The following is a 21,359-nucleotide window of genomic DNA, read 5'->3' on the forward strand; positions in this document are numbered from 1 at the left end:
ACCGGCGGGGGTTTTCCACCCCCGCACCCCCGGAGGATATTTAGGGACCGAAGATGAGGGCCGGGTCGCGCTATTGCTGCTGCGACTGCGCGGCCTCGGCCACGTCGACCGAGACGTCGAGCCGTTCCTCGCCCACGCCCTGCGCGAGGCCGCGAATGGGGGCGGCGAGTTGCGCGTCGTGGCCGGAGCCAAGCCGGATATAGCGAGCGTCGGGGCAGCAGCGGTTGGCGGGGTCGAAGCCCACCCAGCCCAGTTCGGGGACGTGGATCTCGGCCCAGGCGTGGCTGGCCTCGCCCATCGGCTCGTCGCCCACGAAGAGGTAGCCGGTGACGTAGCGGGCGGGCATGTCGGCGGCGATGGCCGCGCCGATCAGGGCGTGCGCGTGGTCCTGGCAGACGCCCTTGCCCAGCGACAGCGCCTCGGCCGCGCTGGTATGGGCGTGCGTTTCGCCCGGGACATAGGCGATGGCCTCGGCCACGGCGCGCGACAGCCGGTGCGCGCGGTCCAGCGGGTCGCCATCGGCGCCGGCGAGCGCGTCGGCCGAAAGCTCGCGCAGGCCGGTGTCCGGATGCGTGGCGCGGGTCGTGCGCAGGTAGGCGGTCGGCGGCACCGTTTCGCGGTGACCGCGCAGCACGCCGGCCAAATCCTGCGTCTCGACCTCGCCCGTGACCTCGACCAGCACCTCCTCGACCGGGCCCAGCATCGACACCGTCTCGATCCGGTCGCCCGCGCCGTCGCGGAAGGTCGCGCCGGTCCAGGCACCGGGGACGCTGATGTTCCACCAGATCGTCTGCTGCCCCTCGAAGACAGAGGGCGTCAGCCGGTGGCTCTGAACCACGGCGCGGCGCGGCGGCGCGTAGCGGTAGGTCGTAGTGTGACGGACCGTCAGCCTCATCGCGTCTCTCCGCTCAGGTAGGTCTCGTGCACCACCTCGGACAACGCCGACACATCGCGGACGAAGCGGGTCAGGAATTCGTGCAGGCCCTCGTCGAAAATGTCCTCGGGCGTGAGCTCGGCCATTTCGCCCAAAAGCATGCGCGCCCGCGTCTGCGCGCTCGTCGCCTTGCCGTAAGCGCGTGCCAGGCGGTCGAGGTGGTGGTTCACGCCCTCGACCGCCGTCAGAAGCGAGCGCGGCGAGGCGCGGTTGAGCACCAGGAAGTCGACGATCTTGGGCGGCGTAATCTCGCCCCCGTAGGCCCAGTTGAAGGCACGGTGGGCGCTGAGCGCGCGCAGAAGCGTGCGCCACTGGTAATTGTCGAGCCCCGAGCCAACGAAGGTCACGTGCGGCAGCAGCACGAAGTACTTCGTGTCAAGAAGCCGCGCCGTGCTGTCGGCCCGTTCCAGGAAATGGCCGATATTGGTGAAGTCGTAGCCGTCGTTGCGCAACTGCGTGCCCATGGCCGCGCCGCGCACCAGCGATGCGGTGCGCAGCGTCCAGTCCACCAGGTCGCTGGTGCCGAGTTTCGAGCGTTCGGTGCGTCCGAATTCGCGCACCTCGGCCCAGGCGGTGTTGAGCGCGTCCCAGACCTGGCTTGTCAGCGCCGTACGGACGATGCGCCCGTTCTCGCGCGCCTTCTCGATGCAGGCGGTGACCGAGGACGGATTGTCGCGGTCGAAGAACAGCCAGGTTTCGACGTTGCGCTGCACCGCCTCGCCGTACTTGGCGCGGAAGGCGTCCGAGGTGCCGCTGGCGTGCAGGATCGATTCCCACTCGTTGCGGTAACCGCCGCCGGTGTTGGGGATCAGCGCGTTGCGTGCGCCGACCTCGAGCAGGCGGGCGTTGGTCTCGGCCCGCTCGATGTAGCGGGCGGTCCAGAACAGGTTGGCGGCGGTCCGGCTCAGCATCACTCGTCCACCACCCAGGTATCCTTGACCCCGCCGCCCTGCGACGAGTTCACCACCAGCGAGCCCTCGGTCAGCGCCACGCGCGTCAGCCCGCCGGGGACAAGCTCGACCGTTTCGCCCACCAGGCAATAGGGCCGCAGGTCCACGTGGCGCGGCGCGACGCCCTCTTCCACGAAGGTCGGCGTGGTCGACAGCGCCAGCGTGGGCTGCGCGATGTAGTTGTCGGGATCGGCCTTGATCTTCTCGGCGAAGGCGGCGACCTGCTCCTGCGTGGCCTTGGGGCCCACGAGCATGCCGTAGCCGCCCGAGCCGTGCACCTCTTTCACCACCAGCTCGGACAGGTTGTCGAGCACGTAGGCGCAATCGTCGGATTTCGCGCACTGCCAGGTGGGCACGTTGTTCAGAATCGGTTCCTCGCCCAGGTAGAAGCGCACCATCTCGGGGACGTAGGTATAGATCGCCTTGTCGTCCGCGACGCCCGCACCGGGCGCGCTGGCGATGGTCACCCCGCCCGAGCGATAGACGTTCATCAGCCCCGGCACGCCGAGCATCGAGTCCGGGCGAAAGCACAGCGGGTCAATGAAGGCGTCGTCGATCCGGCGATAGATCACATCCACGCGCTTCGGCCCCTCGGTCGTGCGCATCCAGCAATAATCGCCCTCGACGAACAGGTCCTGCCCCTCGACCAGCTCGACACCCATCTGGTCGGCGAGGAAGGAGTGCTCGTAATAGGCCGAGTTGAAGTGGCCGGGCGTCAGGATCGCGACGCGCGGCTCGCCCTGGCACTTGGCGGGCGCGACCGAGGCCAGCGTGCGCTTGAGCAGCGCCGGGTACGTCTCAACCGGGAGGATGCGCTTCTGCTGGAAGAGATGCGGGAACATCCGCATCATGATCTCACGGTTCTCCAGCATGTAGGACACGCCCGAGGGCGTGCGGCAGTTGTCTTCGAGCACGAAGAACTCGTCCGGCCCCGTGCGCACCAAGTCCACGCCCACGATGTGAGAATAGACGCCCTTGGGGGGCGTGATGCCGGCGACCGCCGTCTCGTATGCCTCGTTGCAATAAACCAGCCGCGCCGGGATGCGGCCGGCCTTCACGATCTCGCCCCGGCCATAGACGTCGACGAGGAAGGCGTTCAGCGCGCGGGCGCGTTGCTTGATGCCGTTTTCCAGCCGCCGCCATTCGTCGGCGCCGAAGACGCGCGGGAACATGTCGAAGGGGATCAGCCGGTCCGGCGATCCGCCCTCGCCGTAGACGGCGAAGGTGATGCCGATGCGGCGGAACAGCGCCTCGGCTTCGGATTGCTTGAGGCTGCGCAGTTCTTCGGGCATGGCCGCCGCCCAGCCGTCGAGCCCGCCATAGGGCGGGCGGACGGCGCCGGTGGCATCGAACATCTCGTTGAAAAAGGGCGGTGTGTTTCCGTCGCTCATGAGCCGAGGATAGGCCGCGGCGTTAACGATTGGGAAGCCCCGTGTTCCGGCACCGGGCCGGGGCCGGGCGCCGCGCGCCGGAAATCCGTGCGCGACGCCCGTTTATTGGGCGGTGTTCAGGCGGCCTTCGCCTCGGCCTCCATCCACGCCTTGTGGCTGCGCTCGTCCTCGAGCGCTCGGGCGAAGATGGCCCGGTCCTCGACCGGCACCGCCGTGTTGTCGCAGCCCCGCTCATAGGCGGTGACGGTGTCGGTTTCGTTGGTGCTCATCGCCTTGAGGATGGCGCCGTCGCCACCCGCCATGTCAGCGAGCTGCACCTCGCCTGTGGTCAGCATGGACTTGGCGTCGGGCTCCTGCGGGACGTTCGCACCGACCCGCGCGGCCAGCCGCGTGAGCTCGTCCAGGTGCCGTTCGTGGTCGGACTTGAACTGGCTCACCCGTTCCTTGCGGGCGGGCGAGTCCAGCCTGGCGATCACCTCGTCATAGGCGGCGATCGCATCCCGTTCGAGCAGGATGAAGTTCTCGACCAGGTCCTTGATGTCGGTCGATGTTCCAACGGTGGTAACCATGTCCGTCCTCCTTTCGAATGGCTGCGGGCAGATGTCTTACATCTGCTCCTTCTGGGCGCCGGATCCCGGCTTGGCCTTGCCCAGGTCTGGCTTCTGGCCCAGCGGATCGGGCTTCTCGCGGATGGTGAATTCCGAGCGGCCGTCGAGCGACTTGCCGCTGGTCCAGCGCCCCTCGGGGGTGGGCTCGTCAAGCGAGGTGTTGAGGAAGTAGTAGGAATGCTCGGTGTTCTCGTGCGCCTCGGGCGTCGAGTTGGGAACCGGAAGCTGCGCCTCCATGCCGCCGAGTTCCTCGATCACCGCCATCCACTGCTGCTGGTGCATCGTGTCGCGCGCGATCAGGAAGGACAGCATGTCCTTCATGCCCGGGTCGTCGGTCATGTTGTAAAGCCGGCTGGCCAGAACGCGCCCGCCGCCCTCGGCCGTGGCGTTGGCCATCATGTCGGCGGCCAGGTTGCCGGTGGCGTAGACGTGGCTCATGTCGAAGGGCACGCCGTTGGAGTTGACCGGCATCGCCGACAGCCCCGACGACAGGACGTGACGCGGGTTCATGCCGCCCAGGATGGCGTGCACGACGGGGTCCTTGGCGGCGTCCTCGGTCACCTCGACCGGCGCGCCCTCGAGGTTCAGGGCGACGGCGTGGCCCAGGAACTCGATATGGCTGAGTTCTTCGGTCGCCGTCATCATCAGCATGTCGCGGTACTTCGGATTGCCGCGCGCGCCCATCGCCTGGAAGAAATACTGCATCGCGACGCGGATCTCGCCCTCGATCCCGCCGATGGCCTGCTGCAGGTACTTCGCGAAGGCCGGGTTCGGTTTGTCGCAGCGCACTTCGTACTGCAGCTTCGAGGAATGGTGGAACATGTGATCGTCTCCTTGTGAAACCGTTACTGTCTTGCGTCCCCACGCCCCGCCAACCGGCCACCCCCCTCCGTGTTCCCGCCGCCTGATCACGTTTTGCGCCGCCGCGGCGTCGTGGCGCGGGGCGGTGAACCGCAAGCGTCTGAGCGCGTTGGGAATGCCGCTTTCACGCCCTAGGTTACGCCACATGACCGAGCCGCTTCTGACCTTCACCGACCGCGGGATCTGCTGCCCCAAGGGCGGCTTCCACATCGATCCGTGGCGACCGGTGGACCGCGCGCTCGTCACCCATGGCCACGCCGACCACGCCCGCCCCGGGCATCGCCGTTACCTCGCCACCCGCGCCGCCGCGCCGGGGATGCGCCACCGGCTGGGCGACATCGACGTCGAGACGGTGGAGTACGGCGAGGTGCGCGAGATCGGGGGCGTGCGGGTGTCTTATCACCCGGCGGGCCACGTGCCGGGCTCGGCCCAGATCCGGGTGGAGCACCGGGGCGAGGTCTGGGTCGTCTCTGGCGATTACAAGGTCGAGCCCGACGGCCTGTCCGAGCCGTTCGAGCCGCTGCGCTGCCACGCCTTCATCTCGGAATGCACCTTCGGCCTGCCGGTCTTCAAATGGCAACCGCAGGCCGAGGTGGCGAGCGAGATCAACGGCTGGTGGGCGAAGAACAAGGCCGAGGGGCGGGTGTCGGTGCTGGGGGCCTATGCGCTCGGCAAGGCGCAGCGCATCCTCGCTGCCGTCGATCCCGACATCGGTCCCATCCTCACCCATGGCGCGGTCGAGAACACGAACGAGGTGCTGCGCGCGCAGGGCGTCGCGCTGCCCGACACCATCCGCGTGACGCCGGAGCTCGATGCGAAGGCGCATCCCGGCGCGTTGGTGCTGGCCACGCCTTCGGCGCTCGGCACGCCGTGGATGAGGCGCTTCGGCCCCGCCTCGACCGGCTTCGCCAGCGGCTGGATGGCGCTGCGCGGCGTGCGGCGCAGGCGGGCGGCCGACCGGGGCTTCGTCATGTCCGACCACGCCGACTGGGAGGGGCTGAATGCCGCCATCCGCGACACCGGGGCCGAGCGCGTCTTCGTCACCCACGGCTACACCTCGATCTTCTGCCGCTGGCTCTCCGAGCAGGGCTTCGATGCGCAGGTGGTCGAAACCGCATGGGAGGGCGAGAGCCTGGACACCGCCGACGAGGGGGAGGTCGAGGGGTGAGCGGCGTCTCCACGACTGGCAAGCACACGTTGCGGAAGAACGGCGAGCAGAGGGCAGCGGCCGCCCGTGGTGGGCGCGGAAGCGCCCGCCTTGGGGGCGGGCGGGCGCTGCCCGGCGGTTCCCGCCGGGCGGAACAGCGGGAGGGGCGCGCTCCATTTCCGGCACTCGGCGAACGGTAACCCCATGAAACGCTTCGCCAACCTCTTCACCCGGCTCGACCAGACCACCAAGACAAGCCTCAAGGTCGCCGCCCTCTCGGACTATTTCCGCGAGGCGCCCGAGGACGACCGGCTGTGGACCATCGCGCTGCTCTCGGGCCGCCGGCCCAAGCGCACCGTCACCACAACGCGCCTGCGCGAATGGGCCGCCGAGCGCGCCGGTATCCCGCTGTGGCTGTTCGAGGAGAGTTATCCGATCGTCGGCGACCTCGCCGAGACCATTGCGCTGGTCCTGCCCGACGCCGAGGAGGAAAGCGACCGATCCCTCACGCACTGGATCAGTCACATCAAGAGCCTGTCGCAACACGCTGAAGAGGAACGGAAACGGCAGGTTCTCGAGGCGTGGAACCAGATGGGCAAGACCGAGCGCTTCGTGTTCAACAAGCTGATCACCGGCGGCTTCCGGATGGGCGTCAGCCAAAAGCTGATGACCCGCGCGCTGAGCCAGGCGACCGGCGTCGAGGAGCCCGACCTCGCCCACCGCCTGATGGGCGACTGGAGCCCCGAGACGACCTCGTACCGCGCGCTGATCCTGGAGCACGACCCGTCAGCCGACCTGTCGAAGCCCTATCCGTTCTACCTCGCCTATCAGCTCGACGAAGGACCGTGGGAGCTGGGCGACCCGGCGGAATGGGCGGCCGAGCGCAAGTGGGACGGCATCCGCGGCCAGTTGATCCTGCGCGGCGGCGACCACTACCTCTGGTCCCGCGGGGAGGAGCTGATGACCGACCGCTTCCCCGAACTGGCCGTGCTGAAGGACTTCCTGCCGATGGGCACCGTGATCGACGGCGAGGTGCTGGCGTGGACGCAGGACGCCCCGCTGCCGTTCGCCCAGCTTCAGAAGCGCATCGGGCGCAAGACGGTGCCGAAGAAGCTGCTGGCGGAGGCGCCCGTGATCCTGAAGGCCTATGACCTGCTGGAGCACGAGGGCGAGGATGTCCGAAGCATCCCCTTCGCCGAGCGCCGCAACCTTCTGGAAACGCTCGTGGAACGGGCCCCGCCCGAGGCTCCTGTGCGGCTCTCCCCGCTTGTGCCGTTCGACCACTGGGATGCGCTCGCCGCCGAGCGCGAGCGCTCCCGCGACCTGCAGGCCGAGGGCGTCATGCTCAAGCGACTCGACAGCCCCTACCGCGACGGGCGCAGGAAGGGCGACTGGTGGAAGTGGAAGGTGGACCCGCTGACCGTGGACGCGGTGCTGATCTATGCCCAGCAGGGCCACGGACGCCGCGCCAACCTTTTCACCGACTTCACCTTCGCCGTGTGGTCGGGCAACGAACTCGTCCCCTTCACCAAGGCCTATTCCGGCCTGACCGACGCCGAGTTCCGCCGCATCACGGCCTGGGTGCGGAAGAACACGCTGGAACGATACGGCCCCGTGCGCGCTGTGAAACCGGAACACGTCTTCGAGATCGCCTTCGAAGGCATACAGGAAAGCCCGCGCCACAAATCCGGTGTCGCCCTGCGCTTCCCGCGCATGGCAAGATGGCGTCACGACAAGCCGGCGCAGGAAGCGAACACGTTGAACGACCTGAGGGAGATGCTCGCCGCCTATGGATGACCCCGACGATATCGCTGCAGCCACGCCCGAGCGCACGCCCGACACGACCGAGCGCCGTCCCATCGGCCACCACCCCGTGCCGGTGCCCAAGAAGCCCTCGATCCAGCCGCCGCCCGGCGCGTGTGACGCGCATTTCCACATGCTGGGCGGCCCCGCCGAGTTCCCGCTCGACGACGACCGGCCCGAGGACCCGGCCCCCGACATGGGGTTTGACGACTGGATGGCGCTGTTTCACGAACATCTCGACATTCTCGGCATCACTCGCGGCGTCGTCGTGCAGTCGATGATCCACGGCACCGACAACGCCGTGACCGCCGAGACGCTGCGCCGCCTGGGGCCCGAGTTCCGGGGCGTGGCGCTGGTTCCCGACGAGGTCAGCGCCGGCACGCTCGACCGGCTGGCGCATGCCCGGATCAAGGGCGTGCGGCTGAACTACGTGCACGGCGGCGTGCTCAGCTGGGCGGGCGCGCAGAACCTCGCCCCGATGCTGGCCGACCGCGACATGCACGTCGAGATGCTGCTGCATGCCCACGAGCACATGGGCGAGGTCGCTGACACGATCGACCGCATGGCCGTCCCCGTCGTCTTCGACCACATGGGCTGGCCGGATCTCGCCGCCGGACCGGACGAGCCCGGCTTCGCGGCCCTGCGCCGGCTGCTGGAAGACGGCCGCGCCTGGGTGAAGCTGTCGGGCGTCTACCGCTTCTGCGCCGATCCCTATGACCAGGCCGACGAGATGATCGCCGCGCTGGTCGCGGCGAACCCCGAGCGGTGCCTGTGGGGGTCGGACTGGCCGCACATCCTGCTCGACGGGCTGCCGATGCCGGATGCGGGTCACCTTCTCGACGCGTTCTACCGCGCCGTGCCGCGGGCCGAGGACCGCCAGCGCATCCTGGTGGACAACCCCGCCAAGCTGTACGGCTTCTAGGCCGGGGGCTCCCCGGTCCTGCCGTCCCTCGTCGCCCCGAAAAGCGACGGCAGGAGCGACGAGGCGTCGCCCGCCTTGCGCCGCCGGCCCGCGCAACCTTATGTCAGGGGCGACAGCAACAACGAGGTATCCCATGACGCTTCCCCTGCCCGCCCCCGTCTTCGACGCCAACGCCCAGGGCGGAAAGGATCTGGGCAAGCTGCCCGAGTGGGACCTGACCGACCTCTACCCCGCGCCGGACGCGCCCGAACTGAAGCGCGACATGGACTGGCTGGAAAAGGCCTGCGCCGACTTCGCCTCCGACTACGAGGGCAAGCTGGCCGGCCTGGACGCTGCGGGGATGCTGGAGTGCGTCCTGCGCTACGAGAAGATCGACCTGATCGCCGGGCGCATCATGTCCTTTGCCGGTCTGCGCTACTATCAGCAGACCACCGACCCCGAGCGGGCCAAGTTCATGTCCGACTGCCAGGACAAGATCACCACCTACACGACGCCGCTCGTCTTCTTCTCGCTCGAGATCAACCGCATCCCCGACGACCAACTCGACGCGCTGTTCGAGGCGAACGAGGACCTCGCCCGCTACAAGCCGGTCTTCGAGCGGTTGCGCGCGATGCGGCCCTACCAGCTATCCGACGAGCTCGAGAAATTCCTGCACGACCAGTCGGTGGTCGGCGCGAGCGCGTGGAACAAGCTGTTCGACGAGACGATGGCGGGTCTTGAATTCCAGGTGCAGGGCGAGACGCTGGGCCTCGAGGCCACGCTGAACCTGCTGACCGACCACGACCGTGCCCGGCGCGAGGCGGCGGCGCGGGAGCTGGCAGCGACCTTCACCAACAACATCAAGCTCTTCGCCCGCGTGCACAACACGCTGACGAAAGAGAAGGAGATCGAGGACCGCTGGCGCGGCATGCCCACGCCGCAGACCGGCCGGCACCTCGCCAACCACGTGGAGCCCGAGGTCGTCGAGGCGCTGCGCGACGCGGTGGTGAACGCCTATCCGAAGCTGTCGCACCGCTACTACGAGCTCAAGCGCAAGTGGCTGGGGCTCGACAAGCTCGAGGTCTGGGACCGCAACGCGCCGCTGCCGATGGAAGACCCGCGCACCATCGGCTGGGACGACGCGCGCTCGATGGTGCTGGACGCCTATACCGATTTCGCGCCGAAGATGGCCGAGATCGCCGAGCCGTTCTTCCACAAGGGCTGGATCGACGCGGGCGTGAAGCCGGGCAAGGCGCCGGGCGCATTCGCGCATCCGACCGTCGTGGACGTGCACCCCTACGTGATGCTCAACTACCTGGGCAAGCCGCGGGACGTGATGACGCTGGCGCACGAGCTGGGCCACGGCGTGCATCAGGTGCTGGCCGCCGGCCAGGGCGAGCTTCTGGCCTCCACGCCCCTCACGCTGGCCGAAACGGCGAGCGTCTTCGGCGAGATGCTGACCTTCCGCAAGCTTCTGGCCAAGGCCAAGGACCCGGCCGAGAAGAAGGTACTGCTGGCCGGCAAGGTCGAAGACATGATCAACACGGTCGTGCGTCAGATCGCCTTCTACGACTTCGAGTGCAAGCTGCACGCCGCCCGCCGCGGCGGAGAGCTCACGCCCGACGACATCAATGCGCTGTGGATGTCGGTGCAGGACGAAAGCCTGGGGCCCGCGTTCAACTTCATGGAAGGGTACGAGACGTTCTGGGCCTATATCCCGCACTTCGTCCACTCGCCCTTCTACGTCTATGCCTATGCCTTCGGCGACGGCCTCGTGAACGCGCTCTACGCCGTCTACGAGGAGGGGAACCCGGACTTCCAGGACAAGTACTTCGAGATGCTCAAGGCGGGCGGCTCCAAGCATCACAAGGAGCTTTTGGCGCCCTTCGGCCTCGACGCCTCGGACCCGAAGTTCTGGGACAAGGGCCTGTCGATGATCTCGGGCATGATCGATGAGCTCGAGGCGATGGAGGACGGCGCGGCCTGAGAGGCCGCCACCTGTCATGCCCGTGAAAGGCGGGCACCTGCCGACGCCTGCGCGAGCGGGCGTCCACCAGCACCTGTGCGCACCGGAGAGAGGTCTCCGCTTGAGCGGGAATGACAGGACGCCGGTGGAGTAGAACACCTCTTCCGGGTGTCATGCCCGCGGAAGCGAGCACCTCCCGACGCCCTGCGCCACAGAGAGTCCCGCTTGCGCGGGAATGACAGGCGTCAGGCGGGGATGACAGCGGGCGCGCGGGAATGACAGATAGCGCGTCGGACACCCCCTGTCCCTGTCATATCCACGAAAGCGGGCACCTCCCGCCCACCTGTGCCAACGGACGGAGGTCCCGGCTTTCGCGGCGATGACAGCCCCGCCCGATGCCCTACTCCGCCGCGGCGGCGAAGACCATGTCGATCATCCGCTGCGTTCCGCGGCTGAACTCCAGCGGGCACGGGTACTCATCGCCCTCGCGCAGCGACCGGCCGAAGGCCTCGACCTGGAGCTTGTACTGGTTTACGCCCGGAATGCGTTCGGTGCGGACGACCTTGCCGTCCGTCTCCACATGCACCTCGGCCTGGCCGAACACGCCCGCGTTGAATGGCGCGGTCAGGCGCATCACGCCCTGCGTGCCATGGAACACCATTTCCTGCCGCGGGAACATCCGCATCGACACCATGGCGTTATAGCCGAAGCCGGGGAAGCGGGCCGAGACGTGGGCATAGACGTCCACCCCGTTTTCCCATTGCACGTGCGCGTCCACGTTATCTGGCTCGGCCCCCGTGACGAAGCGGGCCGACCCGAAGGTATAGACGCCGATATCGCGCAGGCCGCCGCCCCCGGTGTCCGAGCGGTTGCGGATGTTCTCGGTGTCGTGGGAGTTGTCGAAGCTGAACGCGCCGTCCACGTGCAGGATCCGCCCGATCTCGCCCGACTGCGCAATCTCGCGAGCGCGCTGCCATTGCGGATGGTGCACGATCATGTAGGCCTCGGCCGCCAGCAGCCCGGCCTTTTCCCGCGCCGCGATGAGGTCATCAAACTCTTCTTCCTGCAGCGCGATTGGTTTCTCGCACAGCACTGGTTTGCCAGCGGCGAGCGCCTTCTTCGTCCACTCGACATGCATGTGGTTGGGCAGCGGGATGTAGACCGCGTCGATCTCCGGATCGGCCAGCAGCGCGTCGTAATCGCCGAAGACCCTCAGGCCGGGCGCAAAGGCGCGGAACGGTTCGGCCTTCGCCGGGTCCGAAGTGGCGAGCCCGGCGAGCACCGCGTGTTCGGCCTGATGGATGGCGGGCCCCATGTGTTCGCGCGCGAACTTCCCCGCGCCGAGGATGCCCCAGCGGATCGGCGTCTTCATCGTGCTGTCCCCTATCTTGATGGTCGGCGCGAGGGTACTTGCCCGGGCCCGGCCGTCAATCACACAGCATCTGCGAATGGGACAGGCATCCGCTCACTCGCCTACATGCGAAAAGGGCCCGGACGCATGTCCGGGCCCTGGCAATTCAGAAGGAAGGTACGATGCGGGGGACGTCCGCCTCAGGCGGTCGCCATCATCCCCTTTTCGCGCGCAAGCTCGGTCATGCGCTTTTGCAGCTTCTCGAACGCGCGCACCTCGATCTGGCGGATACGCTCGCGGCTGACATCGTACTGGCCCGACAGTTCTTCCAGCGTCACCGGCTGATCCTGCAGGCGGCGCTGCATCAGGATGTCCTTCTCGCGGTCGTTGAGCACGTCCATCGCGTCCATCAGCAGGGCGCGGCGGCTTTCCAGCTCGTTGCGCTCCTCATAGTCGGTGGCCTGGTTGGCGTCCTCGTCCTCAAGCCAGTCCTGCCACTGGGCAGTGCCCTCGCTGTCGTTCGAGATGGTGGCGTTCAGCGACGCGTCCCCGCCCGACATGCGGCGGTTCATCGAGATCACCTCGTCCTCGGTCACGCCGAGATCGGTGGCGATCTGCTTGACGTTCTCGGGGCGCAGGTCCCCTTCCTCGAGCGCGCCGATGCGGGCCTTGGCCTTGCGCAGGTTGAAGAACAGTTTCTTCTGCCCGCTGGTTGTGCCGAGCTTCACAAGGCTCCACGATCGCAGGATATACTCCTGGATCGAGGCGCGGATCCACCACATCGCATAGGTCGCCAGGCGGAACCCCTTCTCCGGGTCGAACCGCTTGACCGCCTGCATCAGGCCCACGTTCGCCTCGGAAATCACCTCGGCCTGCGGCAGGCCATAGCCGCGGTAGCCCATGGCGATCTTGGCCGCCAGGCGCAGATGGCTGGTGACCAGCTGGTGCGCGGCCTCGGTATCCTGATCCTCGGCCCAACGCTTGGCCAGCATGTATTCCTGCTCGGGCTCCAGCATCGGAAACTTGCGGATTTCCTGCAGGTACCGGTTAAGCCCCTGTTCCGGGCTCGGGGCCGGAAGATTCGCGTATGTGCTCATGACAGTCCCTCCTTCCCCCGACGCGTGTCGGGAGGTTGGAATGCATATGTGAACCGATCGGTTCAGTTCAAGGGGGTGCGCACCCGGTTCTTGCCCGAAACAATGAACGCCACCTTGTAACGGGTCCGTAAGACCTTACATCCTCACGCGCTTGTGCGCAGCGATCCTTCGCGCAGCATTTCCTGCAAAGTCGCGAAATCCTCGGGCGGGGCGCTCTCGAAGGCCAGCCACCTGCCGTCGGCGGGATGCGCGAAGCCCAGTTCCGCCGCATGCAACGCCTGGCGCGGGAAGGTCCGCGCGGCCTCGGCCGCCGCCGCGCCCACTTCGGCCGGCGAGACCTTGCGCCGCCCGCCATAGACCGCGTCGCCGATCAGGCCGTGCCCGGCATGGGACATGTGCACCCGGATCTGGTGCGTCCGCCCGGTCTCGAGCCGGCAGGCCACCAGCGCCGCGGCACGGCCGAAACGCTCCTCGACCTGCACGCGGGTGACGGCGTGCCGCCCGCCGTTGAAGATCACCGCCTGCCGCTGCCGGTCCGTCCGGTGCCGGGCGAGCCCCGTCGTGATCTTGACCACGCCGCCCGGCTCGACGCTCACGCCCCGTGTACCGGTCAACCGGGGGTCGGCTACCTCCGGCACCCCGTGGCACAGGGCGAGATACCGGCGATGCACGTCGTGCGCCTCGAACTGCGCGGCCAGCGCGTGGTGCGCGCGGTCGGTCTTGGCCACGACCAGAAGCCCCGTCGTGTCCTTGTCGATCCGGTGCACGATGCCCGGCCGCTTCTCGCCGCCCACGCCAGACAGCGCGCCGCCGAAATGGTGCAGAAGCGCGTTGACCAGCGTACCGCCCGGCGTGCCCGGCGCGGGATGCACGACCATGCCGGCGGGCTTGTCCACGACCACGAGGTCGTCGTCTTCGTACAGGATCGCAAGGGGGATGTCCTCGGGGCCGATATGGCTCTCGGCCGCCTCCTCGACCGCGATTTCGAAGACGTCGCCCTCGGCCACCTTCGCCTTGGCGTCGGTCACGGCCACGCCCCGGCACGTCACCGCCCCGTCGGCGATGAGCCGGGCCAGTCGCGAGCGGCTCAGATGCGCATCCTCTGGCACGTCGCGCGCCAGTGCCTTATCAAGGCGGCCGGGCGGGTCGGCGGCAAGGATCACCCGGACGAGCGAGGCGGGCATGACGGATACTCCAAGCGGACAGGACCGCCACCTCAGGTTCCTGAAGTGGCTCGTGACCGGGCTGACCGGCACGATGATGGCGGGCCTCTTAGTCCTGATCTATCTCTTTGTCACCCGTTTCCCCGATCCGAGCCGGATCCCCCTGCCCGAAAGCGTCACCCTGCCCTCTGGGACCGAAGCCGTGGCTTTCACCCGCGGGCCGGGCTGGTACGCCGTGGTCACGGCCGAGGACGAGATCCTGATTCTCGACCCGGGCAGCGGCGCCGTGCGCCAGACTGTCCGGATCGAGCCACGCTGACGCCTCAGACCAGGTCTCGACGCATCGTCGCCATGCCGCCGCGCCGCGCCAGCTCCTCGTAGCCGGCGGCGACGTAGACGGCGAAGGCGGGCTCGTTGTCGGTCTCGACCTTCAGCGTGATCGACAGCGCGCCGAGGCTGCGCGCCGCCTCCTCGGCCAGCGCGGCCAGCTGCGCGCCCGCGCCGCCCCGCGCTGCCTCCTCGACGAAGACATAGGCCAGGTGCCGCACCTCGGGCCCGACGCCCACGCGCAGGGCGAAGAAGCCGACCTCGCGCCCGGTCCCGTCAACCAGGTAGAACGAAGCGTCGTCGGGCTCGTTCAGCCACTTCTCCTGCCATTCGCGCGGATCGAAGGGACGCTGCGCGTTCGGGTTCACGAGGGCGAGCTCCTTCCCGTCCGCCAGAAGCCGCGCCAGCGGCCCCAGGTCGAAGGGCACGTTCGGTCGGATCGTCAGGTCTGACACGTCACCTCTCCCGCTCCACGGAAAACCCGCCGCCTCGCACAACGCCGCGCCGTGATCAACCGCCCCCGGTGTTTCTCCTTGCCGAAATACTTCCGCCGGAGGCATCGCGCGCCGCAGGCGCGCAACACATCGGCGTCGCGCCGCAGGCGCGTCAATATCCTCGGCGGCTCCGGAATCAGAGGGCCACGCCAGCGCCGAGATCAAGATGAGGGGGAGTGGTACCGCCTCCCCGGCTCGAACGGGGGACCTCTGGATCCACAATCCAGCGCTCTAACCAACTGAGCTAAGGCGGCATCGCGTCTTGCGTGGGGCGCGGTTTAGCGAGGGCGCGAACCGATTGCAAGAGGTCCGGCGCACGGTCGTGCCGCTTTCCGTCGCGGCGGCCCACCGGCCGGCGGATCTTGCGCCCCGGCGCGGCTCGGAGTACCCACAGCCGCCGTGCGAAGGAGACAGACATGGGCATCGACAGCGAATCCGACACCGAAGTCAACCTGCAGATCGGCCCCACCACCCTGGGCATGGTCCGCATCTACGTCGAGGGCAGCGGCATCGAGGTGCCGATGGATTTCGAGCCCGAGGAGGCCGAGGAGATCGCCGAGGAGATCCGCGCCGCCGCCGCGCGCGCCCGGCAGATGGCCAAGGGCAACAAGGGCGGCAAGGGCAAGCGCTGATGCTCAGCCGAGCGCCGCGCCCGGATCGCGCGCCGCCTGCCAGCGCAGCGCGGCGTGCCGGGCGAACTTCTGCACCATGACCTTGCGCCGGGCCGGCGCCAGCTTCGCCTCGGGCGCCATGCGCACGATCTCGGCGTCGTAGGGATCGGCGACGATCAGGCCGGTGTCGTCCGGCAGCAGCTCGACCGGGAAGTCGGCGTCGACGGCCCAGAAGAACCGGTCGCACCATTCGAGGTAGTAGTGCCACTTGCGGTCCGAGGTGAAGTCGACGCGGCTCGACTTGCACTCGACCACCCAGATCTCGCCCTTGGGCCCCAGCGCCATGACGTCGACGCGCAGTCCCGGCGCCGGGATCAGTTCCTCGACCGTGACGAAATCGTGGCCCAGCAGGTGCCGGCACACGCCGCGCGCCAGAAGCTGGCCGGGTTTGATTTCGGAGGCGTGATCGTCTGGCATGATCAGAGTGTGAACAAAAGGTAAACGAAATGCAAGGCGCGGACCGCCACGAAGAATTCGCGCTGCCCCCTTGCCGGCACCGGGGCGCGGGCTTAAGTCTGCCGCGTGACGGGCACTGCCCTTCCCGTGCAGGGGAGAATTCCGGTGGCCTTACTCAATTCCGAGGGAGCTGGCTCTGAGCGGATCCTGGTCCGTTTACCTGGCGCCCACCTGTTCTTACAGGTCCTCGGGAATTTAAAAACCCCACGTTTGCGGTGGTCCCGTCACATTCTCCAGCCACAGCTTCGCAAGGTGTCCTGACAGGGGCACGCGACCGCAAAGGGCCAAGTTCGTTCAGAACGAACTTGGCAAAAGCCTTTTGAAGGCTTTTGCGCTCAGCAGCGGCGATCCTCGACCGGCACAGGGATCGCGTCGAACTGCCGCACGCCGCCGCGCGGGGGACGCTCGTCCTCGGCCAGCCGCATCACGGCGATGCCGAACTGCGCGCCCGAGAACACGATGCCGTTGAACATGACCAGCAGGCCCACGGCCAGAAGGCCGTCGGGCGAATGCGTCACGAGGTGCCAAAGGTTGGCGACGTTGAAATACAGCAGCATCGCCACGAAGGCGGCCGAGAGGCCGAAGCCGATCAGGACGTGCCGGATGTAGAAGCGGACGAGTCGGGGCATGGTCTGTCTCCTTCCACCGCTCAATCTAGGAGCGGGAGCGGCGGAAGGAAGGGGTCAGAATGCCTCGGGCTTGGCCTCGCGCGCCATGTGGTCGAGCACGGCGTTCACGAATTTCGGCTCGCGCCCGTCGGGGTAGAACGCCTTGGCCACGTCCACGTATTCGACGATCACCACCTTCGGCGGCGCCGCGCCCTCGATCAACTCCGCGCCGGCGGCGCGGAACAGCGCGCGCAGCGTGGGATCGATGCGGGCGATCGGCCACTTGGCGACCAGGGCCCGGTGGGTCATCTGGTCGATTTTCGCCTGCCAATTCACCGCGTCCTCGACGAGCTTTCGGAAGAGGTCCACGTCGCCTTCCGCCATCTCGTCTTCGTCATAGACGGCGCCGAAGCGGAAATCCTCGAACTCCCGCCGGATCTTCTCGACCGTCTGGCCCGATTGCTCCATCTGGAACAGCGCCTGCACGGCGTAAAGCCGCGCGGCCGAGCGCATCTGCCGCTTGTCGGGTGCCTTGGTCATGCCGATGCCGGTCCTTCGTTGTCGCCCGCCACGCGGTAGCTGCCGGGCTTGAAGCCCACGCCCTTGGTCTGGCGCGCCCACTTGCGCGACAGCGCGATCAGGTGCAGCGCCGCCTCGGCCGCGCCGCCGCCCTTGTTCTGGCCCTGCGGGTCGGCGCGCACGGCCGCCTGGTCGTGGTTCTCGACCGTCAGGATGCCGTTGCCGATATTCGCGCCCTCGAGCCCCAGCAGCGTCAGCGCCCGGCTGGAGTCGTTGCAGACCGTCTCGTAATGTGTCGTCTCGCCCCGGATCACGCAGCCCAGCGCCACGAAGCCGTCGAAATTCGACTGCCGGTGCGCGATACGGATGGCGATCGGCACCTCGAGCGCGCCGGGCACCTCGACCACCTCGGCGGTGGCGCCCGCGCCTTCCAGCGCGGCGAGCGCGCCGGCAACCAGGTCGTCGGCGATGTCCTTGTAGTACGGCGCCACCACGACCAGGACCTTCACGGGCTCGTCAAACGCGGGCAGCGGCGGGGTGTAATGCGATGCGCCAGCCATGTCAGCTCTCCAGCGGGATGCGGCGGGTGCCCTCGATCGAGAGCCCATAGCCTTCCAGGCCCACTACCTTGGGCGTCGGGGAATTCGTCAGCAACACCAGCTTCGACAGCCCGAGCGACGACAGGATCTGCGCGCCCAGCCCGTACTGCCGCAGCTTCTGGGGCGAAACGTGGTCGTCGGCGTCCAGTTTCATGTGCAGGTCGCGCAGCAGCACCAGAGCACCCCGCCCTTCCTCGGCGATCGCGCGCATGGCGCAGCCGAACTCGGTCGTGCGTCCCGGCTCGCCCAACCCGATCATGTCGAGCATCGGGTCGAGCGTGTGCATCCGCACCAGCACCGGGTCGTCGCCCGACACGTCGCCCTTGATCAGCACGATGTGCTCGGCGCCCTGGGTGGTGTCGGCATAGATGCGCATGCGCCACTCGCCGCCGAATTCGCTGGTCACCTGCGTTTCGGACTGCAGCGCCACGAGGTTGTCGTGCCGCCGGCGGTAGGCGATCAGGTCGCTGATCGTGCCGATCTTGAGCCCGTGGCGCTGCGCGAAGGACACCAGGTCCGGCAGCCGCGCCATGGTGCCGTCTTCCTTCATGATCTCGCAGATCACGCCCGCGGGGTTCAGCCCCGCCAGGCGCGAGATATCGACCGCCGCCTCGGTATGACCGGCACGGACCAGCACGCCGCCCTCGCGGGCGCGCAGCGGGAAGACGTGGCCAGGCGTGGCGATGTCGGCCCCGGTCTTGGTCGGATCGATGGCGACCGAGACGGTGCGCGCCCGGTCATGGGCCGAGATGCCGGTCGACACGCCCTCGCGCGCCTCGATCGAGACGGTGAAGGCGGTCTCGTGCCGCGAGGAGTTGTTCGACGCCATCAGCGGCAGCCCCAGCGCGTCGATCCGCTCGCCCGGCAGGCTCAGGCAGATCAGGCCGCGGCCATAGGTGGCCATGAAGTTGATCGCGTCCGGCGTCGCCATCTGCGCGGGGATGACCAGGTCGCCCTCGTTCTCGCGGTCCTCGTGGTCGACCAGGATGAACATCCGGCCGTTGCGCGCGTCCTCGATGATCTCCTCGACCGAGGAGATGGCGTCGGAATAGTCGTCGTTCGTGCTGTCGGTCATGGCGCCCCGGTCCGTGGTTGCGGGCCATGTAGCGCAGCCGTCCGGCGAACGCCAGAGCACCGGGCGGCGGCGCGGGCGCGCACAGGTGTCGCACCGGGCCCGCAGTCGGGGCCCGGCGAAGCGGGGGTTTTCCACCCCCGCACCCCCGGAGGATATTTAGACCGAAGATGGGGCCTCAGCGCAGGCCGGCGTAGACGCGGTCGAGCACGCCGGACAGGCGGACGAGGTTTTCGGCAGAGGGATCGAAGCGCGGATCGCGTGCCAACCTCTCCGCCCAGGCCGCCGCGGCGCGGCCGCCCCAGTCGTCCGGCGGCACGGCGACGGCGCGACTGGCCGTGCCCTCGTGCAGGTGGGCCGTGAAATTGAAGAACGAGCCGTCGACATTGGCGAACGATGCCCCGCCCCCGGTGCCGTAGAAATCGGCGCCGATCACCGCGTCGCGCCCGGCAGGCAGGTTCCACGAGCAAGTGAGCCGGACCACCGCGCCGGTGGCGAGCGTCAGGGTGACGACGGCGAAATCCTCGACCTGCGCTTCGGCGTCCTCGAGCGGGCGGCCGCCGGCGTAGAGGTGGGCGGAGACGTCCGCCACCTCGGGGAAATCCAGCGCCCACAACGCCATGTCGACGAGGTGCACGCCCAGATCCATCACGCAGCCCCCGCCCGACTGCGTGACGTCGAAGAACCACGGCTTGTCGGGGCCGTAGGCGTTGTGGAACGTCAGATCCACGGCGAAGACCTCGCCCAGCGCCCCGGCGTCCAGCGCGGTGCGGATCGCGCGCAGGGCCGCGGTGTGACGGTAGGACAGGTCGACGTGCAGCAGCCGGTCCGCGCGCCGCGCCGCCGCGACGGCCGCCTCGGCTTCGTCGCGCGTCCGGCCCAGCGGCTTCTGGCAGAACACGGCCGCGCCCGCTTCGAGGGCGCGGATGGTCTGGTCGGCGTGCATGGCGCTTGGGGTCGCGATCACGACGCCGTCGGGCCGCTCGGCCAGCACCTCGTCGAGCGAGGCGCAGCGCGCGGCGCCGGGCGAGAGCGCGGCGCTGGCCTCGACAGCCTCGGGCGCGGGGTCGGAGAGCGCCACGATCTCGGCATGACCCGAGGCCGCGATCGCCTCCATCCGGTGCCGCCCGATCCAGCCCAGCCCGACGAAGCCGAGGCGGGGCTTCCGGGTCGCGGTCTCGACGGTCGTTCGCGTGTCGCTCATCAGCATGTGACGTAGGCCTTCACGAAGTCGCCCGGCTTGTCGCGCGTGGCGTCGAGGGCGGCGTCGAGCTCGGACAGGTCGTAGCTGTGGGTCAGCAGCGCCTGGAGGTCGAGCCGGCCCGAGGCGACGGCCTCGATCCCCTCGGTCATGCCGCGGACGTACTTGGCCGGGTCGCGTTCGTGCGCGTTGATCACGTCGATGCCACGCCAGTTCCAGCTTTGCATGTCCACCTGCCGCGGCCCGTCCTGGTGGTATCCCGCGATGACCAGCCGCCCGCCGGTCGCCACCAGCGAGCCGGCGAGGTCGAGCGCGCCCTGCTTGCCCACGGCCTCGATCACCACGTCGCAGAAGCGCCCGACGGTGAGCTCTCCGACGACCTCGTGGATGCGGGTATTGTCATCCATCGTTACCGTCTGCGCCGCGCCCATCCGCCGGGCGAGCGCGAGCGAGCTGTCGCGGCGCGAGATGGCGATGACCTCGGCCCCGGCCTCGGAGGCGAGCTGCGTGAGGATTGCGCCGAGAAAGCCGATGCCGACGATGGCGACGCGGTCGCCGGCGGCGATGCCGGAGCGGCGGAAGATGTTCATCGCGCAGCCCAGCGGCTCGGCCGGAACCGGCTGACCGTCGAGCGCGGCGGGCAGCGCCACCACCTCGGCGGCCGCCACGATGTCATGGCTGGCGAAGCTGTGCTGGCCCAGGCAGGCGACGCGCTGGCCCTCGGACAGGCCCGTCACCCCCTCGCCCAGCGCATCGATCGTGCCCCACCCCTCGTGCCCCATGTCGCCGGGGCCGGTGGGGAACTGCATCCAGTCGGGGCCCGCCCAGGGCTCGAGGTTCGAGGCGCAGACGCCGCAGCCTTCCAGCCGCACGCGCACCTCGCCCGCGCCGGGTTCGGGCAGCGGGGCCGAGACGACCTCGATCCGGCCGGGACCGGTCACGCGGACGGCGCGCATGTGCGCCGCACGGCCCTCGTGCGCAAGATCGCTGGCGGGCTTGTTCATGGGTTCCTCCTGCATGCTCGCGGGGCCGGCGGGAAGGCCCCGGCGGCCGCTTCTTCACCGTCCCAATTCCGCGCCCCCGCGATCTGTTCCGGAAGAAGCTGCGCGCCCCTTTGTCAGCCGCCGCTGACACCGCGGATGCACGCCAAGTCCCGGCAGAGTCGGTGAATTCTTTGGAACATTCTCCAGCTTCATCCGGTTCGGGGCCTGACAGCTTCAACAGCCGAGCGAAGGACGAT

Annotated in this window: 22 protein-coding genes and 1 tRNA gene; 6 read left to right on the forward strand and 17 right to left on the reverse strand. The window is 68.5% G+C overall.

The features are described 5' to 3' along the window. Positions 1-70: 70 nt before the first annotated feature. The 5 genes from BM162_RS10690 to BM162_RS10710 all read right to left on the reverse strand — a co-directional run bounded on the left by BM162_RS10690 (position 71) and on the right by BM162_RS10710 (position 4,705). Positions 71-895 carry a transglutaminase family protein gene (locus tag BM162_RS10690; RefSeq protein WP_093421503.1) on the reverse strand — a complete coding sequence of 275 codons (825 nt, stop codon included), beginning with the start codon at positions 893-895 and terminating at the stop codon, positions 71-73. Beyond that, positions 892-1,845 (reverse strand): alpha-E domain-containing protein, encoded by a 954-nt coding sequence (locus tag BM162_RS10695; RefSeq protein ID WP_093421505.1) that lies wholly within the window; start codon positions 1,843-1,845, stop codon positions 892-894. The genes BM162_RS10690 and BM162_RS10695 overlap by 4 nt, the downstream gene beginning before the upstream one ends. Next, positions 1,845-3,275, reverse strand: a complete 1,431-nt coding sequence (locus BM162_RS10700) for a circularly permuted type 2 ATP-grasp protein (protein ID WP_093421508.1) — start codon at positions 3,273-3,275, stop codon at positions 1,845-1,847. The genes BM162_RS10695 and BM162_RS10700 overlap by 1 nt, the downstream gene beginning before the upstream one ends. Positions 3,276-3,391: 116 nt before the next feature. Beyond that, positions 3,392-3,844, reverse strand: coding sequence for a DUF2383 domain-containing protein (locus BM162_RS10705; RefSeq protein ID WP_093421510.1), 453 nt, complete (start codon positions 3,842-3,844; stop codon positions 3,392-3,394). Positions 3,845-3,880: 36 nt separating this feature from the next. Then, positions 3,881-4,705 carry a manganese catalase family protein gene (locus BM162_RS10710; RefSeq protein WP_093421512.1) on the reverse strand — a complete coding sequence of 275 codons (825 nt, stop codon included), beginning with the start codon at positions 4,703-4,705 and terminating at the stop codon, positions 3,881-3,883. Positions 4,706-4,889: 184 nt separating this feature from the next. Between BM162_RS10710 and BM162_RS10715 the strand changes: the two genes are divergently transcribed. From BM162_RS10715 to BM162_RS10730, 4 genes are all read left to right on the forward strand, one after another. Next, positions 4,890-5,912, forward strand: a complete 1,023-nt coding sequence (locus tag BM162_RS10715; RefSeq protein ID WP_093421515.1) for a ligase-associated DNA damage response exonuclease — start codon at positions 4,890-4,892, stop codon at positions 5,910-5,912. 183 nt (positions 5,913-6,095) lie between these two features. Then, positions 6,096-7,688 (forward strand): ATP-dependent DNA ligase, encoded by a 1,593-nt coding sequence (locus BM162_RS10720; RefSeq protein ID WP_093421517.1) that lies wholly within the window; start codon positions 6,096-6,098, stop codon positions 7,686-7,688. Further along, on the forward strand, positions 7,681-8,616 hold the full coding sequence (locus BM162_RS10725) for an amidohydrolase family protein (RefSeq protein WP_093421520.1): 936 nt from the start codon (positions 7,681-7,683) through the stop codon (positions 8,614-8,616). The genes BM162_RS10720 and BM162_RS10725 overlap by 8 nt, the downstream gene beginning before the upstream one ends. A gap of 133 nt (positions 8,617-8,749) precedes the next feature. Further along, on the forward strand, positions 8,750-10,582 hold the full coding sequence (locus BM162_RS10730; RefSeq protein WP_093421522.1) for a M3 family oligoendopeptidase: 1,833 nt from the start codon (positions 8,750-8,752) through the stop codon (positions 10,580-10,582). 379 nt (positions 10,583-10,961) lie between these two features. On the opposite strand, the gene BM162_RS10735 is transcribed toward BM162_RS10730, so the two are convergent. From BM162_RS10735 to BM162_RS10745, 3 genes are all read right to left on the reverse strand, one after another. Then, positions 10,962-11,933, reverse strand: a complete 972-nt coding sequence (locus BM162_RS10735) for a Gfo/Idh/MocA family protein (RefSeq protein ID WP_093421525.1) — start codon at positions 11,931-11,933, stop codon at positions 10,962-10,964. A 179-nt stretch (positions 11,934-12,112) separates the two neighbouring features. Beyond that, positions 12,113-13,009 (reverse strand): RNA polymerase sigma factor RpoH, encoded by an 897-nt coding sequence (gene rpoH / locus BM162_RS10740; RefSeq protein ID WP_093421527.1) that lies wholly within the window; start codon positions 13,007-13,009, stop codon positions 12,113-12,115. 143 nt (positions 13,010-13,152) lie between these two features. Continuing rightward, a complete protein-coding gene (locus tag BM162_RS10745; protein WP_093421530.1) occupies positions 13,153-14,193 on the reverse strand; it encodes an RluA family pseudouridine synthase in 1,041 nt (346 codons plus the stop codon). Here BM162_RS10745 and BM162_RS10750 point away from each other — a divergent pair. Then, positions 14,192-14,491, forward strand: a complete 300-nt coding sequence (locus tag BM162_RS10750) for a DUF6476 family protein (protein ID WP_093421533.1) — start codon at positions 14,192-14,194, stop codon at positions 14,489-14,491. The genes BM162_RS10745 and BM162_RS10750 overlap by 2 nt on opposite strands. Before the next feature lie 4 nt (positions 14,492-14,495). On the opposite strand, the gene BM162_RS10755 is transcribed toward BM162_RS10750, so the two are convergent. Together BM162_RS10755 and BM162_RS10760 are read right to left on the reverse strand one after the other, a co-directional pair. Continuing rightward, positions 14,496-14,954 carry a GNAT family N-acetyltransferase gene (locus BM162_RS10755; RefSeq protein WP_093421535.1) on the reverse strand — a complete coding sequence of 153 codons (459 nt, stop codon included), beginning with the start codon at positions 14,952-14,954 and terminating at the stop codon, positions 14,496-14,498. Between the two features lie 216 nt (positions 14,955-15,170). After that, positions 15,171-15,247, reverse strand: a tRNA-His gene (locus BM162_RS10760). Positions 15,248-15,409: 162 nt separating this feature from the next. Here BM162_RS10760 and BM162_RS10765 point away from each other — a divergent pair. After that, complete coding sequence (locus BM162_RS10765) at positions 15,410-15,625, forward strand: DUF6324 family protein (RefSeq protein ID WP_093421539.1); 216 nt, start codon at positions 15,410-15,412, stop codon at positions 15,623-15,625. A gap of 3 nt (positions 15,626-15,628) precedes the next feature. Here BM162_RS10765 and BM162_RS10770 read toward each other — a convergent pair whose 3' ends face one another. The 7 genes from BM162_RS10770 to BM162_RS10800 all read right to left on the reverse strand — a co-directional run bounded on the left by BM162_RS10770 (position 15,629) and on the right by BM162_RS10800 (position 21,123). Next, on the reverse strand, positions 15,629-16,081 hold the full coding sequence (locus tag BM162_RS10770; RefSeq protein WP_093421541.1) for an MmcB family DNA repair protein: 453 nt from the start codon (positions 16,079-16,081) through the stop codon (positions 15,629-15,631). Between the two features lie 374 nt (positions 16,082-16,455). Further along, entirely contained in the window at positions 16,456-16,749 is a 294-nt protein-coding gene (locus tag BM162_RS10775; RefSeq protein ID WP_093421544.1) for a hypothetical protein, read from the reverse strand. Positions 16,750-16,803: 54 nt separating this feature from the next. Next, positions 16,804-17,268, reverse strand: a complete 465-nt coding sequence (gene nusB, locus BM162_RS10780) for a transcription antitermination factor NusB (RefSeq protein WP_093421547.1) — start codon at positions 17,266-17,268, stop codon at positions 16,804-16,806. After that, positions 17,265-17,807, reverse strand: coding sequence for a 6,7-dimethyl-8-ribityllumazine synthase (locus BM162_RS10785; protein ID WP_093421549.1), 543 nt, complete (start codon positions 17,805-17,807; stop codon positions 17,265-17,267). The genes nusB and BM162_RS10785 overlap by 4 nt, the downstream gene beginning before the upstream one ends. Before the next feature lies 1 nt (position 17,808). Beyond that, positions 17,809-18,921, reverse strand: a complete 1,113-nt coding sequence (gene ribB / locus BM162_RS10790; protein WP_093421552.1) for a 3,4-dihydroxy-2-butanone-4-phosphate synthase — start codon at positions 18,919-18,921, stop codon at positions 17,809-17,811. 175 nt (positions 18,922-19,096) lie between these two features. After that, positions 19,097-20,122, reverse strand: a complete 1,026-nt coding sequence (locus BM162_RS10795) for a Gfo/Idh/MocA family protein (protein ID WP_093421655.1) — start codon at positions 20,120-20,122, stop codon at positions 19,097-19,099. After that, complete coding sequence (locus BM162_RS10800) at positions 20,122-21,123, reverse strand: MDR/zinc-dependent alcohol dehydrogenase-like family protein (protein WP_245759235.1); 1,002 nt, start codon at positions 21,121-21,123, stop codon at positions 20,122-20,124. Before BM162_RS10800 ends, BM162_RS10795 begins: the two co-directional genes overlap by 1 nt. Between the last annotated feature and the right edge of the window lie 236 nt (positions 21,124-21,359).

The organism is Tranquillimonas alkanivorans (assembly GCF_900115595.1).
Classification (GTDB): domain Bacteria; phylum Pseudomonadota; class Alphaproteobacteria; order Rhodobacterales; family Rhodobacteraceae; genus Tranquillimonas; species Tranquillimonas alkanivorans.

What these genes read in the sequence shown, in the direction of transcription:
- BM162_RS10695 (WP_093421505.1), bottom strand. Translation starts at nt 1,845, where the DNA reads ATGCTGAGCCGGACCGCCGCCAACCTGTTCTGGACCGCCCGCTACATC.
- BM162_RS10770 (WP_093421541.1), bottom strand. Translation starts at nt 16,081, where the DNA reads ATGCCAGACGATCACGCCTCCGAAATCAAACCCGGCCAGCTTCTGGCG.
- BM162_RS10725 (WP_093421520.1), top strand. Translation starts at nt 7,681, where the DNA reads ATGGATGACCCCGACGATATCGCTGCAGCCACGCCCGAGCGCACGCCC.
- ribB (WP_093421552.1), bottom strand. Translation starts at nt 18,921, where the DNA reads ATGACCGACAGCACGAACGACGACTATTCCGACGCCATCTCCTCGGTC.
- nusB (WP_093421547.1), bottom strand. Translation starts at nt 17,268, where the DNA reads ATGACCAAGGCACCCGACAAGCGGCAGATGCGCTCGGCCGCGCGGCTT.
- BM162_RS10730 (WP_093421522.1), top strand. Translation starts at nt 8,750, where the DNA reads ATGACGCTTCCCCTGCCCGCCCCCGTCTTCGACGCCAACGCCCAGGGC.
- rpoH (WP_093421527.1), bottom strand. Translation starts at nt 13,009, where the DNA reads ATGAGCACATACGCGAATCTTCCGGCCCCGAGCCCGGAACAGGGGCTT.
- BM162_RS10735 (WP_093421525.1), bottom strand. Translation starts at nt 11,933, where the DNA reads ATGAAGACGCCGATCCGCTGGGGCATCCTCGGCGCGGGGAAGTTCGCG.
- BM162_RS10720 (WP_093421517.1), top strand. Translation starts at nt 6,096, where the DNA reads ATGAAACGCTTCGCCAACCTCTTCACCCGGCTCGACCAGACCACCAAG.
- BM162_RS10710 (WP_093421512.1), bottom strand. Translation starts at nt 4,705, where the DNA reads ATGTTCCACCATTCCTCGAAGCTGCAGTACGAAGTGCGCTGCGACAAA.
- BM162_RS10750 (WP_093421533.1), top strand. Translation starts at nt 14,192, where the DNA reads ATGACGGATACTCCAAGCGGACAGGACCGCCACCTCAGGTTCCTGAAG.
- BM162_RS10690 (WP_093421503.1), bottom strand. Translation starts at nt 895, where the DNA reads ATGAGGCTGACGGTCCGTCACACTACGACCTACCGCTACGCGCCGCCG.
- BM162_RS10745 (WP_093421530.1), bottom strand. Translation starts at nt 14,193, where the DNA reads ATGCCCGCCTCGCTCGTCCGGGTGATCCTTGCCGCCGACCCGCCCGGC.
- BM162_RS10700 (WP_093421508.1), bottom strand. Translation starts at nt 3,275, where the DNA reads ATGAGCGACGGAAACACACCGCCCTTTTTCAACGAGATGTTCGATGCC.
- BM162_RS10705 (WP_093421510.1), bottom strand. Translation starts at nt 3,844, where the DNA reads ATGGTTACCACCGTTGGAACATCGACCGACATCAAGGACCTGGTCGAG.
- BM162_RS10765 (WP_093421539.1), top strand. Translation starts at nt 15,410, where the DNA reads ATGGGCATCGACAGCGAATCCGACACCGAAGTCAACCTGCAGATCGGC.
- BM162_RS10795 (WP_093421655.1), bottom strand. Translation starts at nt 20,122, where the DNA reads ATGAGCGACACGCGAACGACCGTCGAGACCGCGACCCGGAAGCCCCGC.
- BM162_RS10775 (WP_093421544.1), bottom strand. Translation starts at nt 16,749, where the DNA reads ATGCCCCGACTCGTCCGCTTCTACATCCGGCACGTCCTGATCGGCTTC.
- BM162_RS10800 (WP_245759235.1), bottom strand. Translation starts at nt 21,123, where the DNA reads ATGAACAAGCCCGCCAGCGATCTTGCGCACGAGGGCCGTGCGGCGCAC.
- BM162_RS10715 (WP_093421515.1), top strand. Translation starts at nt 4,890, where the DNA reads ATGACCGAGCCGCTTCTGACCTTCACCGACCGCGGGATCTGCTGCCCC.
- BM162_RS10785 (WP_093421549.1), bottom strand. Translation starts at nt 17,807, where the DNA reads ATGGCTGGCGCATCGCATTACACCCCGCCGCTGCCCGCGTTTGACGAG.